The sequence below is a fragment of the Actinomadura sp. KC06 genome, assembly GCF_004348735.1.
GTDB lineage: Bacteria > Actinomycetota > Actinomycetes > Streptosporangiales > Streptosporangiaceae > Spirillospora.
Map to the genome: position 1 here is coordinate 1 of NZ_SMKT01000198.1, position 13343 is coordinate 13343.

Genomic DNA, 13343 nt, shown 5'->3' on the forward strand with positions numbered 1-13343 from the left:
CAGGGGGGTGGACGCCCGGCGGTCGGTGCGCGGCCGGGGTCTCCGCCTCCGCACGGGCGTGCTGCCTCGCCGCTGCACGGGCGTCCTGGCTCGCCGCCGCCGCGGCCGGTGCCTTATGAGCCGAGCAAGTTGGAGCTGGCGATCGCGGGGTGGAAGCGTCCTGCGCTTCCCATGGCTTCGTCGCTCGCGGTGGGCGCGGCCATCGCCGGGGTCATCGGCGCGGTGACGCTCGGCCCGGCGTTGCGCAGCGGGGAGCTGGGCGTGGGCGTCGTCATCGCAGCGGCGGCCATCGCCTACGTGACGGGGACGTCGGCTTGGTCGGCGGGACGGCTCGTCCGGCCCTCGTCCGCGGCCAGGGGCCGTGGGGCGCGGCTCAACCGGACGGGGGTCGTGTTCGTCCTGCTCGCGTTGTGCCTGTCGGCGACGGCGGCGGTCCGGGACGCGGACTGGTTCGTCGTTCCCGCGCTGTTCCTCGCCGTCGCCGCCGGCTCGTACGGGGCGTCCGGCGGACGGTCCTGGCCAGAGGTCCTCGGCGGCGGGATCGCGGTGGTGCCCGCGGTCGGCTGCATGATGCCGTGGGCCGGGCAGGGCGCGTACCGCTCGATGTCGTCCGGACGGGGCACCGCCTGGCCCGTCATCCGGACGGGCCTGATCGCGGCCGGGCTGATCGCGGTGTTCGGCGCGCTGTTCGTCGGGGCGGACGCGGCGTTCGGCAGCCTCGCCGCGGGTCTCGTCCCGGAAGTGTCACCGGGCTCTGTCATCGTGTACGGGATCGCGGGGGTCGGGGTCCTGGCGCTGGCGGGCGCCGGCGCGTTCCTCGGGCAGGCGCCGCCGCCGCTGCGGCTGCTGGTCCCGGAGCCCGCGAAGCCTGCCGGACGCTGGTCGTGGGCCGTGCCGATCGCGGCGCTCGACCTGCTGTTCCTCGTGTTCTGCGCCATCCAGGCCGGGGTGTTCCTCGCCGACGACAAGGACAAGCTGCTCCGCTCCACCGGGCTCACCTACGCCGAGTACGCCCGGGAGGGGTTCTTTCAGCTCGTCGTCGTGACGGTCCTGGTCCTGGCGGTCGTGGCGGCCGCCGAGCGGTACGCGCCGTCCGCCGGGCGCGGCGACCGGGTGACCGTCCGCGTGCTGCTCGGGCTGCTGTGCGCGCTCACGCTCGTCGTCGTCGCCGTGGCGCTGCGGCGCCTCTACCTGTACGAGGAGACGTTCGGCTGGACGCGGCTGCGGCTGTGGGTGCACGCCTTCGAGCTGTGGCTGGGCGTGGTGGTCGTGCTGGTCGCGGTGGCGGGCGTCGTGAAGGCGCGGGCGCCGTGGCTGCCGCGGGCGGTCGCCGCCAGCGGCGCGGTCGCGATGATCGCCCTGGCGGCGGTCAACCCGGACGGGTTCATCGCCGAGCACAACGTCGCCCGCTACAAGGACACCGGCAAAATCGACGTCTCGTATCTGCAAGACCTGTCCGCCGACGCCGTCCCCGCGCTGGACCGGCTGCCCGAACCGGTGCGGTCCTGCGCGCTGCGCTCCATCGCCATAGACCTGGACGACGGCGAACCCGCCATGAGCGGAAACCTAGCGCGGAGCCGTGCCCGCGAGATTCTGGATGCCCGTCCCGCGGACGAGAACGTCGACTGCTCTAGCTGGTCTCGCTCATATTGAGAAGCGCGTACGCGGCGAGGGTCGAATCGTCCGTGATTCGGCCCTCGCGCACGAGCGCCTTGAACTCGTCCCTGGACATCCACTTCTGCCGCATGTCCTGCTCCTCTGGCTCCCGGTCGGTCTCCCCTGCCTGAAGCCCGGACGCGAGGAAAACGTTGAAGCCCTGTCCACTCGTCCCATGCGAGCAGTTCAGAAACCCAAGATGCGTCAGCGTCGAAGCGCGGAAACCCGTCTCCTGTGCGAGTTCCAGGCGCGCCAACTCCTCCGGGTCGGCGTCCTGGCGCCCGGGGAGCGTGCCCTGGGGGAAGCTCCACGTGCGCTTCCCGATGGGATACCGGTACTCCTCGACGAGATGGAACCCGTCGCCCTCCAGGGGGATGACCACGACAAAGTCGGGCTTGTCGACAACGCCGTAGATGCCGCGTGAGCCGTCCAGCCGCTCGATCTCGTCCTCCCGGACGACCATCCAGGGGTTCTCGTAGACGACCCGCGACCCGACCTGGCGAACCGCAGGCGGTTCCTCCTCGTGGTTCATTTCAGGCTCCCGACCCATAGCGGTAGACGAGTTCATGCCGGTCGCCGACCACCACCCTGTGGGTGACCTCGACGACGCGGCCGTCCTGGTCGTAGGCGCGGCGCCACAGCGTCAGGACGGGCCGGTTCGGTCCGACCTCCAGCGTGTCCTGCTCGTCCGCGCAGGGAAGACGGCACGTCACCGCCTCTTCGAACGTGATCCGATGTCCGGCCTCCTCCAGCCGTGAGTAAATGCCGCCCGGACCAGTGTCGACCTCTCGCAGCACAGGAATTTGCTGAACGACGTCCAGGTTCACCCAGGTCGTCGCCGTCTGAATGGGCGGCTCGCCTTCCACGCCCTGGACGCGCGCACGTTCCAGTACCCGCGTCCCTGGCGGAACATCCAGGCGGCGTGCAACCCGTTCGCTCGCCTCTACCTCGCTGACCGTCGTCCGCGTGTACGGCGTACGCCCGTCCTTCTGCGCCGACACGTGGAACCCGCGCCACGCCCCGACCTGCCGCGTGATGTCGGCCGCCGCCCGCCGCACCCGCCGCGCCGTCCGCACCTGCGCGCCCGAACCGTGCTTCAGCTGGACGAGCCCCTGCTCGGCGAGCATCCGCAGCGCCCGCCGGACGGTGGAGCGGTCTGCCTCGTACCGCCGCGCCAGCTCCCGCTCGGACGGCAGCCATGTCCCGGGATCGAGCTCACCCTCGACGATGCGGGCGGCCAGCGCGTTCGTGATCGCCTGTGCCTTCGTGGGGGGTCGCGGCATGCCAGATTCCTGCTCCGGGATAGGACGTTGACCTCACACCGTACAGATCCCACCACGTCCGGCACCTTTTTGACGTTATGCAGAACGCGTTGTGGGCGATGCTTGGTCGGCTTATGGTAGACCCACCATAGACCCACCAAGGGAGTCCGCGTGATGTCGGTGATCTTGTGCATGCCCGGCTGGCACAGCGAACGCACGGACAAAGGCCTGCGCGCCACCCGGATCTCCCCTTTGTCGGACTACCAGCTGCTCAACGGCTGCCTGGAAGAGATCGCCGCGACGGACGAGGGCGAACTGTGGCTCCTCTGCGACGCCCAGACCCGCCTGGCCGAACGGGTCGCCACCGCGGAACGCCTCCGCGCCTCCACGTCCGGCCAGGCGAGCGGCGTCAGGACCGGCGGAAGGTGACGACCTCGCCTGAATCGCCGACCGCCTCACCCGTCGGCTGAAGGATGCGCTCGCCGGCGTTGTCGGCCAGCAACGCGCGGGCGCGCAGGACGATTTCCAGATCGAACCGTAGGTCCGGGTCTAGAAGCTGGTCACCGAACAGGTCCTCCAACTGACGCAGCCGGTACCGGACGGTCTGCGGGTGGACGTGCAACCGCATCGCGACCTCGTTGGCGTTGCGCCCTGACTGCAGCCAGGCCAGCAGTGTTTCTGCGAGCCGGTCCTGCTGGCTGGGACGCAGATGCGCGAGCGGCGCAAGACGCAGGTCGGCCAGAGACGTGATGAGCCCCTCGTCCTGGAAAAGGATGAGCGTGGACATGTGCTCCACGCTGCGAATCACTCCGCTGTCCGCCTCGATGACACCGCGCTGGACGAGACCCAGTGTTTTGCGGGCCCACTGTATGGAACGGGCAGCCTCCATCAGCGGGACGGTGGGGCCGACGACTGCGAGCGTCCCGGACAGGGCGCGGTCGACGAGCTTGGCGCGTCCGGGACCGTCCGGGTCGGGGACGATCAGGCTGGGGGTGCGGCGGGTGAGATCGGCGAGCACGTCGGGCGGGAAGGCGGGCAGCCGGGCGTCCTGGTGCTGACGTCCGAGCGCGACGGCGGCGACCGTCCGCGGAAGGGGCCAGTGCGCCGCGGCGGCGAGGTCGGCGATCGCCTCCCGCGCGGCGGGCGGGTCGGCGAACAGCAGGTCGAGCAGGCGCTTGCGGCGGCGCTGCATCTCACCGGCGACGGCCGCCCTGGCCTGGGAGTATCCCTCTGCCGCGGCGTGCGCCAGCTCGTCCTGGAACTCCATGAGGATCTCACCGACGGCGCCGAGCGTCCGCGGGGACACGTGCAGCGCGTCGGCGCCCTCGGTGAGCCGCCGCCAGGCCACCATTCCGCCGACCCGCATCGCGGTCTGCATGGCGTCCAGGCTGCGCCCCTCCCCGGCCTCGCCGCGGCCTATGGCGCGGAAGAAGTCCGCCACCGGCGCGGAGTCGTGGCCGGGATCGTCCACCCGGTCGACGAAATAGTGGAGGACGCGCTCGACGGCGAGCCGGAGCGTTCCAGAGTAGGAGCCGTCGCCCGGCCGGTCGTACTCCCTGACGCGCGTCTGAATCTCGTGGATCATGTCGTCCGCCACCTCGTCGAGGTGCGGCCGCATGTGATCCGCCAGTTCCCTCGGCAGATTCGCCCACAGGCGCCCGTTAGTGGTCGAACCGTCGTCCGCCACAGACCCTCCCGGCTCTCGTCCCCCTGCGTCGCGCGCCATACACACGGGGTAATTGTTCGCTTATTAGACCTGTGTGAGGCAAAGCATGGCCCGTGACGTGCCGGAACGCAAAGTCCAGACCGGATCCGACCGGCTCTGGCCGGACGGACGTCCCCCACCTCCCGAACCAGTGCACACCCCGGACGTGACGACAGCACGTCGGGCTCGGCGAGATGTCCCGCGACCGCCTTAGCGCCATGTAAAGCTGGGCAAATACCCACATCTCCGGCTTTGTCGCTGTAGTGGGACCCGTCTCGGTCGGCCGAAGCTAAAATTCGGCAAATGAACGACTCACCCCGATCCTCTTCCTTCGAGAAATTCGTGACGCGGGGCGTCAACCCCGTCGGCTTTGCGCTCAGCCTGTTCGCGTTCTTGTTTCTGCCGTGCGCCGTCATGTCGTCATGGGAGTTCCCCTCCTATGCGGAGGAGATATCACCGTTGGAGTCTCTGCTCGACATCTCTTCGACCGGTGCGAACATGGCCGTCCACCAGTCCAACTACCGCTGGCCCATCGTCATTCGATTGCTCGCGATCATCACGCTTCTCTTCATGGCGGTAAGTGTGGGAAGCGCCTTTGCTCGCCCCGCCCGGAGGCGATCCCTGTACGCCGCCATTGCGGCGGTAGCGTCCGGCGTGCTGCTGGTGGTGACCGGGCTGTCGGCGGTCGCACGGATGGAGAGCGCCGCGCGGGAGTTCCTCGGCGTCCTGTTCTCGTCCATACCGAAGAGCGAGAGCGCACCACTCATCAACCAGGCCGACGACACGGTCGGCCTCGGGACTGGCTTCTGGCTCGCCCTCGTCGGCCTCGCGCTGATCGCCACGATCAACGGCATCGTCCTGCTCCGGGCCCGGACGTTCACCCGACCTCGCCCCGCTGAGGCTTGATCAGCCCCTCCCCAGCAAGCCGCGCCGACTCAACGTAAATTCGGCATCCTCGGTGCACCGATTATGGGCGTAAGTCAAATTCGATTCTAAGCCGAGATAAATCAGCCCAAAGCCAGATCGGCCGGCTGCCCGTCCCGGGGCTGCTATTGGTCGGGGCTCCATTTGCGGTCGGTGACGCCTGCGGCGGCATTGGCGTAACGGGCCAGGACGAACAACAGATCAGCCAACCGGTTCAGATACACGGCGACGTGATCACTCACTGGCTCGTCGCGGCGCAGCGTGGTCACCCGCCGTTCGGCGCGACGGCAGATCGCCCGCGCCAGATGCAGATTGGCCGCCTGGGGCGTTCCGGTCGGATGGATGAAGGCGGTCAGCTCGGGCAATTCGGCCTCCATCCCATCGATCGCCGACTCCAGCCGCGTGACCTCTTCGCCCGTCAGCCGCGGAACAGAACCGCCCGCGCCGGTGCCGTCAGGCGCCATGAGCTCGCAGCCGACCACGAACAGGCAGTCCTGGACGTCGGCAAGGACCCTGGCCGCGTCGTCAGGCAACGCCGCGGCGGCCGCGACACCGATGGCGGCGTTGCACTCGTCCACCGCGCCGATCGCCTCCATGCGGACATGGTCCTTGTCGAGGCGACGACCACCCCATATCCCCGTCTGTCCTCCGTCCCCCTTGCGCGTATAGATCTTCATCGCCCGACACTCCCACACGACGAACCACCGGGCACGCGGCCGCCACCCAGCCAGCCGCGTGAGAGAAGGCGTCCGAAGGGTTGGTGGTGCAGATGTCCCGGCGGACGCACGCTCGCCCGCGTCGCGAACTGTCCGTGGGGTGTTACGGGACGTTCTGGTCTGTTGATTGGTCCATGACGTAGATGGTCGCCCCGCCCGGGTCCTGGTAGGTGGCCAGGAAGCCGCCGGGGATCTGCGAGGGCTCTTCGACCACGGCGAGCGTCTCCGGACGGGCCGCATGGAACGCCTCGACGCTGTCGACGATGAACAGCGGCCCGACCGGGGAGTCGGGGTCGTGGGCGTCGAGCATGATCTGGACCTCGGTGCCCGGCAGGGCGAGCGCGACGGTCTCGTCGCCCTCGCGCCACATCTCGGTGAAGCCGAAGCCGTCGCGGTAGAGGGCGAGGGAGGTCTTCAGGTCGGAGGTGGGGACGAACAAGAACTCGAGCTTCACGGTGCATCCTTCCGTCTCGTAACTGGATTTAGGAACAGCGTAACGGCATTATGTACCTATGCGTCAATGGGTCCCGGTTTCGACATCCCCGAGAGGCCGGCTCGCGCTCGCCGCGGTCGAGGCGTTCGGGACGCGTCCCTTCGCCGAGGTCACGGTCGCTGAACTGGCGGCAGCGGCCAAGGTCACGACCGGGGCGCTGTACCACCACTTCGGCAGCAAGCTCGGGCTGTACGCCTTCGCGCGGCAGGACGTCGAACGGCGTCTGCTGGACCGGATGGAAGGCGCGATAGCGGCCTCCGGGGCAGCCTCCGGGGCAGCCTCCGGGTCCGCGTCGGACCGATCGGTGGCCGTGACGTCCGCGCTGCTCGTCGGCCTGGACTTCGCCGTCCGTGAGGGCTTCCTGCACATCCTGGGAGACCCGCCCGCTGGCACGGACCATGACCAGTTGGCCGAGATGCTCAGCCAGACCATCGGCCCAACGGCACCGCTGCTCGGCCCGATCCTCGCGGCGGCCTGGCGGGCAGCGCTAGCGGCAATCGCCGACGGCGCGGACCCTGACCACGCCCGCGCGGCCATCGCAGCCCTCAGCCCCCGCATCCCCGACGACACATGAAGCCTCAGAGCCCCGCAACGACACCGAAAGACCCGAGCCTGCAGCGGGGGCGATCCCGCCCTTGCCGCGGGGCGCGGCCGAGATCGCGCGCCCCCGGCAGAGAACGACAGCGACAGCCCTCCTGACGCAGCCCCCGGTGCCATCCACAAAGGCCCAAGAAGCCTGGTGTGGTGCCCGGTGCGGAGGGCCCCGCGGGTCAGGTGAGGGTGGTGCGGACGGCGGCGCTCTCCTTCACCATGCCAAGATCACTAGTTTGGCGGCAGGGCGGCTACGAGCGGGGCTGCTTCTGACCTGCAGACCTACGCGTTGGGGTGGCGATAAGGGGACGTCTAGTCGAGTTGGACGGTGGTGGTGGAGGCGTTGGTTTGGGCGGCGATTGTGGTGGCGTCGGGGGTGACGGCGTCGCGGAGTTGGGTGGAGGGTTTGGTGAACGGGTGGAGTTTCAGGGTCAGGCGGTCACCGGATCGGTGTTGACGCCATGTGCCTGCTATCTCGGTGTCCACCAGGAGAATTCCCGGGTTCGCGGCTGGTCGCCAGACTGTTTTGCGTTGGGTTGCGTCAGGGACCAGCAGGTGTCGGTCGGCCAGTTCGGTGAGCGGGTCGTAAGGGGGGAGCAGACGGGTCTCACGAGGGGTGGTGGGGTCGGTTGTCTGGAGGCGGTCCAGGTGGTCGATGTGCGTCCAGTACTTGGTCCCGTCTATTTCTACGGGGCGTAGGTCGTCGGCGATGAGGTTCCACCAGCGGCGGGCTGCCTTTGGGGTGATGGCCAGCCAGGACGCCAGATCCGCCGGCCGGGCGGGGCCGAAGGTCGCGAGGAAGCCGCGTACCAGCGCGGCGCGGCTCTCGACAGGGTCTGCGGGTGGGAGTGGGTCGGCTGGACGGTAGCGGAACTGGCTCGGGGTCGTGGTGTCGACCTCGATGGCGAGTCCGGCCTGGAGGGTGGCGCGCCGGAAGAGCTGGTCGTGGACGTGGGCGGCGCCGCAGCCCTCGCACCAGGGCGTGAGCCGTTGGTCCACTTCGGGGCTTACCAGGCCGCTGAGTTCGCCTTTGGTGAGGGGTCGTCCGTCCGTGATGGCGGTTCGCATTGCTGTGGCGACCTCGTCCAGCGCGGTGTCGAAGGCAATGCCCTCGTCGGCTAGGTCGGTGCCGAACGGGCCGATCGACTGGGCCGGCAGGTCTCGGACGTCCTCGATCCGGAGGGCCGCCGCTAGTCGCGGCAGGTCGGCGGCTCGGTGCAGGTGCATGGCGCCGCGGATCGAGTGGAGGAGCACGGTGGGTGGCGGCGAGGCGGTTCGTAGGCGGAGGGCTAGCGCTGCGCTTCGTCCTGGCGGGTAGTCCTGGATGCCGGTGGCTAGGACGGTCTCGCCGCTGCGGTCCGGGGCGTCAGGGTCGAGGTCGTGGGCGGCGTAGCGGAAGGCGAGGACCTGTGCGCGGCTGATGGCGGTCATCGTTGAGGTCGCGGATCGTCTCGGAGATTGCTCATCGCGGGTGCCTCGCCTGGGTGAGTGGTGGCGGCGGTTCAGGCCGGTGCCGACAGGCGGCGTTCGGTGGCGTCGATGTAGTCGTGAAGGGCTTGGCGGGAGCGGACGAGCGTGTCGATGTGCTCGTCCAGGCCGCGCAGGCGTGTGCGGAGGGTGACCAGCAGTTCAGGGCAAGGTTCAAGGTCGGGAGCGGTGCCGGTGGCGCAGGGCAGCAGGAACTCGATCTCCTCGGTGGACAGCCCGGCTTCGAGCAGCCTCCTGATCTGGGCCACGGTCAGCACGGCGTCGTCGGCGTACTCGCGGTAGCCGTTGGCGCCGCGGCGGGGCTCCAGCAGGCCCTGGGCCTCGTAGTACCGGAGTTGGTGGGTGTTGACTCCGGTGCGTTTGCTCAGCTCCCCGATCAGCACGCGTCCGCTCCTCCGCCTTGACCTTCATATCGGTGTGAACGTTGATGATTCTGCCATGACCCACCTACCGATCTCGGGGGAGCAGATGATCGAGAACCGTGATGCCGGCCGTACGCCCGTGACCGTCCTTGGCCTGGGGATGATGGGGCAGGCTCTGGCAGGGGCCTTCTTGCGCGACGGGTATCCGACGACTGTTTGGAACCGTTCGGCGAAGAAGGCGGAGGGGCTCGTCGCGGAGGGGGCGACGCTCGCCGGTTCGGTTCGCGAGGCGGTTGCGGGCGGACGGCTTGTCGTCGTCTGCGTCTCGGATTACCAGGCCGTGCGGGAGCTTCTCGATCCGGTGGGGGACGCCCTGGACGGCCGGACCTTGGTGAATCTGACTTCGGGGACGTCAGCGCAGGCCCGTGAGGTCGGCGAGTGGGCGGCGCAGCGGGGCGTCGGCTATCTCGACGGCGCGATCATGGCCGTCCCGGCGGGCATCGGCACGGCGGACGCCACCATCGTCTACAGCGGGCCACGGACGGCCTTCGACCTGCACGAATCGGCCCTGAGAAGCCTCGCCGCCAAGACAGGCGGAGCGGGCGAAGCGGGCGAGGCCACCGGGACGATCCACTTGGGCGACGATCCAGGGCTTTCGGCGCTGTACGAGGTGGCGGTGCTGAGTTTGATGTGGAACATCCTGAACGGCTTCCTGCAGGGTGCCGCCCTGCTCGAAACCGCGGGTGTCGGCGCGACGACGTTCGCCTCGCTCGCGGGGCAGGCGATCGGGATGGTGGCCGCCTGGCTGCCCGGTTACGCGCAGCAGATCGACGACGGTGCGTATCCACCGCTTGATTCCACGATCGACACCCATGTCGGCGCGATGGAGCACCTCGTCCAGGAGAGCGAGTCACTCGGCGTCAACGCCGAGTTCCCGAAGCTCATCAAGGCCCTGACCGACCGGGCCGTCGCGGGCGGACACGGCGGCGACGGTTACGCTGCGTTGATCGAGCAGTTCCGCAAGCCATCGGAGGCGCGACCGTGACCACCGCACCGTTCGACCCGCGCACGCTCCTCACGGAGAGCCGGCTCGGCATCCTCGCCACGATCAAGTCGGACGGACGACCCCAGCTCTCCCCCGTCTCGCCCTTCTACGACCAGGCGGCCGAAGTCATCTACGTGTCGATGACCGAAGGACGGGCCAAGACGGCGAACCTGCGCCGCGACCCGCGGGCCACGCTTGAGGTCACCAGCAAGGACGGCTGGGCCTGGGCCACCGCCGAGGGCGTCGCGACGCTCACCGGGCCGGGGACCGATCCGCATGCTCCCGAGGTCGAGGCCCTGGTCGACTACTACCGCACCGCTGCCGGAGAGCACCCCGACTGGGACGAGTACCGGGCGGTCATGGTGTCCGATCGCAGGGTGTTGATGGTGATGACGGTCGACCACGTCTACGGTGCCAAGCTCCGCTGACGGGACGGGCATGGTTCTAGCGAGGGGTGCTGAGGAAGGGGAGCAGGGCGGCGGTGAGCTCGGCGGGACGGTCCTCGGGGAGCAGGTGGCCCGCGCCGTCGACGAGGTGCAGTTCCGCGCCGGGGACGAGGGCGGCGAGTTCGCGCCCACGTTCCGCCGGGACCCAGGAGTCGTCGGCACCCCAGCAGACCAGGACGGGCAGGTCGATCGCGGGATACCCGTCCCGGATGCGGTCGATGTAGGTGAGGTCGGCGCGGCGCTGGGTGAGCTGGCGGTAGAACGCGGCTTGCCCGTCCGCGCCGAGCCAGGGGGCGGTCAGGGCGTCCAGGACGTCCGGGCGCAGGCCGGGGGAACTGGCCGTTTTGACGTATTCGCGGAGCATGGCGCGGTGCAGGGGTCCCGGCAGTTGGCGGAAGATCTCGGTGTGCTCGCCTACCAGCGCGAAGAACTCGCTGCCCCAGGGCGGCAGCGACACCGCGTCCACCAGGGCCAACCGCCGGTAGGGGACGCCGCGATCCACGTGCGCGCCGAGCGCGACGGCGCCGCCGGAGTCATGCGCGACGACGTCCGGACGGGACAGGCCCCAGTGGTCGATGAGTTCGGCGAAGACTCCGGCGAGGGCGTCGAGCGACAGGTCCTGCCCGTCGCGCATGCCAGAAGTGCCGTAGCCGGGCATATCGAAGACGTACACCGAACGACGGGACGACGCGGGGGCGGTTAGTGCGCGGGCGGTGTGGCGCCAGATGAGGGAGGAGAACGGCGTGCCGTGGACGAGGACGAGCGGGTCGCCGCCGGGGTCGCCCAACCGGTCCCATCGGACTTCTCCCAGCGAGCTTTCGTAGCTGTTGCGCAACGTCCACTCGTCCACTGGCGCCCCTCCTGGTCTGGCTTCTTAATGGTGTGGTTTCGGCCGACTTTACGGCGGACGGTGAGGCGGCGCAGTGCCCGGCAGGACGCACCGGCTCGGCGGGGCCTGCGAGACATAACTTCAGTGAGCTGGGTAGATGTAGGGCCTGACCAGGGTTGGGACCCGACGGCTGGATGTGTGACATGTTCGAGGTCGAGGACATTCGGGAGTGGCGCGGCCACGACGTGATCGACGCGTCCGGGAGCAAGATCGGCGAGCTGGAGGCGGTGTACGTCGACACCGGGACCGACCTGCCGTCGTTCGCCACCATCAAGATCGGTCTTCCGACGCGGCAGCGCCTGGTGTTCGCGCCGCTCGCGGGGGCGACGGTCGGGCCGGGACACATCCGGGTCGCCCATCAGAAGAAGCAGGTCAAGAACGCTCCGTCGATCGACACCGACGGGGAGCTCCTCGCCGAGGACGAGCAGTCGCTTTTCGACCACTACGACCTGCCGTACGAGGCCGCCGCGAGCGAACGCAGGCTGGCGCGTCGCTGATCGATCAGTCGGTTCGGGAGGGATTCCACGTGGCGTTGTTCTTGTTCATCCTCGTGGTGGCGATCGCGCTGGGGATCATCGGCGTCGTCATCAAGGGCCTGTTCTACCTGCTGGTCATCGGTGTGGTGCTGTTCCTGGCCGACCTCGTCCTGAGCGGCGTGCGGATCGGCCGCCGCCGAGGCTCCCGCCCCGCACGCTGACGGCCACCAGCCCCCGGACTGACTGTGTGATGTAGGTCATACAACCGCGGGCCGGCCCGCCGTGGTCTCCGGGATGTGAACGCATCCGTTGCCCCGGTCGACCTGTCGGTGGTCGTCCCCGTCTACGACGAGCGCGGCCGCCTGCCGTCGACGCTTGCCGCGCTGCGCGCCCACCTCGACGCCGGCCCGTACCGCTGGGAACTGATCGTCGTGGACGACGGGTCCGCGGACGGAGGTGCGGCCGTCGTCGCCCGGGTCGCGGACGGTGATCCGCGCGTCCGGCTGCTGCGGACACCGTCCAACCGGGGCAAAGGTCATGCGGTGCGCACCGGCGTCGCGGCCTCGCGCGGCAGGCTCGTGCTGTTCACGGACGCCGACCTGGCCACACCGCTGGACGAGCTGCCATGCCTGCATGCCGCGCTTGTGGACGGCGCCGCCGCCGCCATCGCATCCCGCGCGGGCGGTGGCCGGGACGTCCGGCGCCACCTGCCACGGCGGCTCCTGGCCCGGACGGGCGCGGCCGTGATCCGCGCGGTCGTGTTACGAGGCGTGGCCGACACCCAGTGCGGGTTCAAGCTGTTCGACGGTGCCCGGGCGCGGGCGGCGTTCGCGGTGGCGCGGGTGGACGGCTGGGGTTTCGACGTGGAGATCCTGTGCCTGTTCGCCCGGCGCGGCTGGCCGGTGACCGAGGTCCCGGTGCGGTGGACGGACCAGCCGGGTTCAAAGGTTCGCGCGTCCGGCTACGTGCGGACACTCGGCGACGTCGTGGCCATACGCCTCCGCTTCGGCCGCTGCCGGATCATCGGACCGGCCCGCCCTATGAACGGCACCGAAACAGCACGGCCACGGACACGACCACGGGCGGCGGCGTGACCGGCAAAACCCCGATCGGCGGCACCGACAGCACCCCGACCGGCGCGACCAACAACGCCCCGACCGGCGCGACCAGCGGAGGGACCGGCGGCGCGGGCAGCGGCGCGACCGGCGGCGCGGGCAGCGGTGCGGGCAGCGGCGCGGGCAGCGGTGGTGCGGGCAGTGGCGGGAGGGGTGGTGCCGCGAGGTTGGGCAG

At 69.7% G+C, this 13343-nt stretch carries 18 protein-coding genes; 10 read left to right on the plus strand and 8 right to left on the minus strand.

Translation table 11 applies throughout. From position 1 onward, the window contains the following. Positions 1 to 171 precede the first annotated feature (171 nt). Positions 172 to 1653 carry a DUF4173 domain-containing protein gene (locus tag E1287_RS37400; RefSeq protein WP_131970019.1) on the plus strand — a complete coding sequence of 494 codons (1482 nt, stop codon included), beginning with the start codon at positions 172 to 174 and terminating at the stop codon, positions 1651 to 1653. Here E1287_RS37400 and E1287_RS37405 read toward each other — a convergent pair. Together E1287_RS37405 and E1287_RS37410 are read right to left on the minus strand one after the other, a co-directional pair. Then, entirely contained in the window at positions 1631 to 2188 is a 558-nt protein-coding gene (locus E1287_RS37405) for an NUDIX hydrolase (RefSeq protein WP_131970020.1), read from the minus strand. The two genes, E1287_RS37400 and E1287_RS37405, sit on opposite strands and share 23 nt — an antisense overlap. A 1-nt stretch (position 2189) precedes the next feature. Continuing rightward, positions 2190 to 2939 carry a GntR family transcriptional regulator gene (locus E1287_RS37410; RefSeq protein ID WP_131970021.1) on the minus strand — a complete coding sequence of 250 codons (750 nt, stop codon included), beginning with the start codon at positions 2937 to 2939 and terminating at the stop codon, positions 2190 to 2192. A gap of 153 nt (positions 2940 to 3092) precedes the next feature. Between E1287_RS37410 and E1287_RS37415 the strand changes: the two genes are divergently transcribed. Continuing rightward, complete coding sequence (locus E1287_RS37415) at positions 3093 to 3347, plus strand: hypothetical protein (RefSeq protein WP_131970022.1); 255 nt, start codon at positions 3093 to 3095, stop codon at positions 3345 to 3347. Here the strand turns inward: E1287_RS37415 and E1287_RS37420 are convergent. Further along, the gene (locus E1287_RS37420; protein WP_243719705.1) at positions 3328 to 4605 is read right to left on the minus strand and encodes a PucR family transcriptional regulator; all 1278 of its coding nucleotides are present in this window, start codon (positions 4603 to 4605) and stop codon (positions 3328 to 3330) included. The two genes, E1287_RS37415 and E1287_RS37420, sit on opposite strands and share 20 nt — an antisense overlap. A 321-nt stretch (positions 4606 to 4926) precedes the next feature. Here E1287_RS37420 and E1287_RS37425 point away from each other — a divergent pair, with 321 nt between their 5' ends. After that, complete coding sequence (locus E1287_RS37425; RefSeq protein ID WP_131970024.1) at positions 4927 to 5529, plus strand: hypothetical protein; 603 nt, start codon at positions 4927 to 4929, stop codon at positions 5527 to 5529. A gap of 143 nt (positions 5530 to 5672) precedes the next feature. On the opposite strand, the gene E1287_RS37430 is transcribed toward E1287_RS37425, so the two are convergent. Beyond that, positions 5673 to 6224, minus strand: a complete 552-nt coding sequence (locus tag E1287_RS37430; RefSeq protein WP_131970025.1) for a cob(I)yrinic acid a,c-diamide adenosyltransferase — start codon at positions 6222 to 6224, stop codon at positions 5673 to 5675. 142 nt (positions 6225 to 6366) lie between these two features. Beyond that, positions 6367 to 6717, minus strand: a complete 351-nt coding sequence (locus E1287_RS37435; protein WP_131970026.1) for a VOC family protein — start codon at positions 6715 to 6717, stop codon at positions 6367 to 6369. A gap of 58 nt (positions 6718 to 6775) precedes the next feature. Here E1287_RS37435 and E1287_RS37440 point away from each other — a divergent pair, with 58 nt between their 5' ends. Next, on the plus strand, positions 6776 to 7330 hold the full coding sequence (locus E1287_RS37440) for a helix-turn-helix domain-containing protein (protein ID WP_131970027.1): 555 nt from the start codon (positions 6776 to 6778) through the stop codon (positions 7328 to 7330). A 329-nt stretch (positions 7331 to 7659) separates the two neighbouring features. Here the strand turns inward: E1287_RS37440 and E1287_RS37445 are convergent, their stop codons facing one another. Further along, a complete protein-coding gene (locus tag E1287_RS37445; RefSeq protein WP_131970028.1) occupies positions 7660 to 8778 on the minus strand; it encodes a winged helix DNA-binding domain-containing protein in 1119 nt (372 codons plus the stop codon). 71 nt (positions 8779 to 8849) lie between these two features. Beyond that, the gene (locus E1287_RS37450) at positions 8850 to 9218 is read right to left on the minus strand and encodes a MerR family transcriptional regulator (RefSeq protein WP_131970029.1); all 369 of its coding nucleotides are present in this window, start codon (positions 9216 to 9218) and stop codon (positions 8850 to 8852) included. Between the two features lie 55 nt (positions 9219 to 9273). On the opposite strand from E1287_RS37450, the gene E1287_RS37455 reads away from it, so the two are divergent. Continuing rightward, on the plus strand, positions 9274 to 10242 hold the full coding sequence (locus E1287_RS37455; protein WP_243719706.1) for an NAD(P)-binding domain-containing protein: 969 nt from the start codon (positions 9274 to 9276) through the stop codon (positions 10240 to 10242). Continuing rightward, positions 10239 to 10670 carry a PPOX class F420-dependent oxidoreductase gene (locus tag E1287_RS37460; RefSeq protein WP_131970030.1) on the plus strand — a complete coding sequence of 144 codons (432 nt, stop codon included), beginning with the start codon at positions 10239 to 10241 and terminating at the stop codon, positions 10668 to 10670. Before E1287_RS37455 ends, E1287_RS37460 begins: the two co-directional genes overlap by 4 nt. A gap of 16 nt (positions 10671 to 10686) precedes the next feature. Here the strand turns inward: E1287_RS37460 and E1287_RS37465 are convergent, their stop codons facing one another. Further along, a complete protein-coding gene (locus tag E1287_RS37465; protein WP_131970031.1) occupies positions 10687 to 11538 on the minus strand; it encodes an alpha/beta hydrolase in 852 nt (283 codons plus the stop codon). Between the two features lie 182 nt (positions 11539 to 11720). Here E1287_RS37465 and E1287_RS37470 point away from each other — a divergent pair, with 182 nt between their 5' ends. The 4 genes from E1287_RS37470 to E1287_RS45130 all read left to right on the plus strand — a co-directional run. Continuing rightward, the gene (locus E1287_RS37470) at positions 11721 to 12074 is read left to right on the plus strand and encodes a PRC-barrel domain-containing protein (RefSeq protein ID WP_131970032.1); all 354 of its coding nucleotides are present in this window, start codon (positions 11721 to 11723) and stop codon (positions 12072 to 12074) included. A gap of 29 nt (positions 12075 to 12103) precedes the next feature. Continuing rightward, the gene (locus E1287_RS44315; protein ID WP_165969396.1) at positions 12104 to 12274 is read left to right on the plus strand and encodes a hypothetical protein; all 171 of its coding nucleotides are present in this window, start codon (positions 12104 to 12106) and stop codon (positions 12272 to 12274) included. 75 nt (positions 12275 to 12349) lie between these two features. Then, positions 12350 to 13147: a glycosyltransferase gene (locus tag E1287_RS37475; RefSeq protein ID WP_131970033.1), complete on the plus strand. Its 798-nt coding sequence runs from the start codon at positions 12350 to 12352 to the stop codon at positions 13145 to 13147. Then, positions 13144 to 13343: hypothetical protein (locus tag E1287_RS45130; protein ID WP_207934693.1), on the plus strand; the 200-nt coding region annotated here is incomplete at its 3' end. The genes E1287_RS37475 and E1287_RS45130, both read left to right, overlap by 4 nt.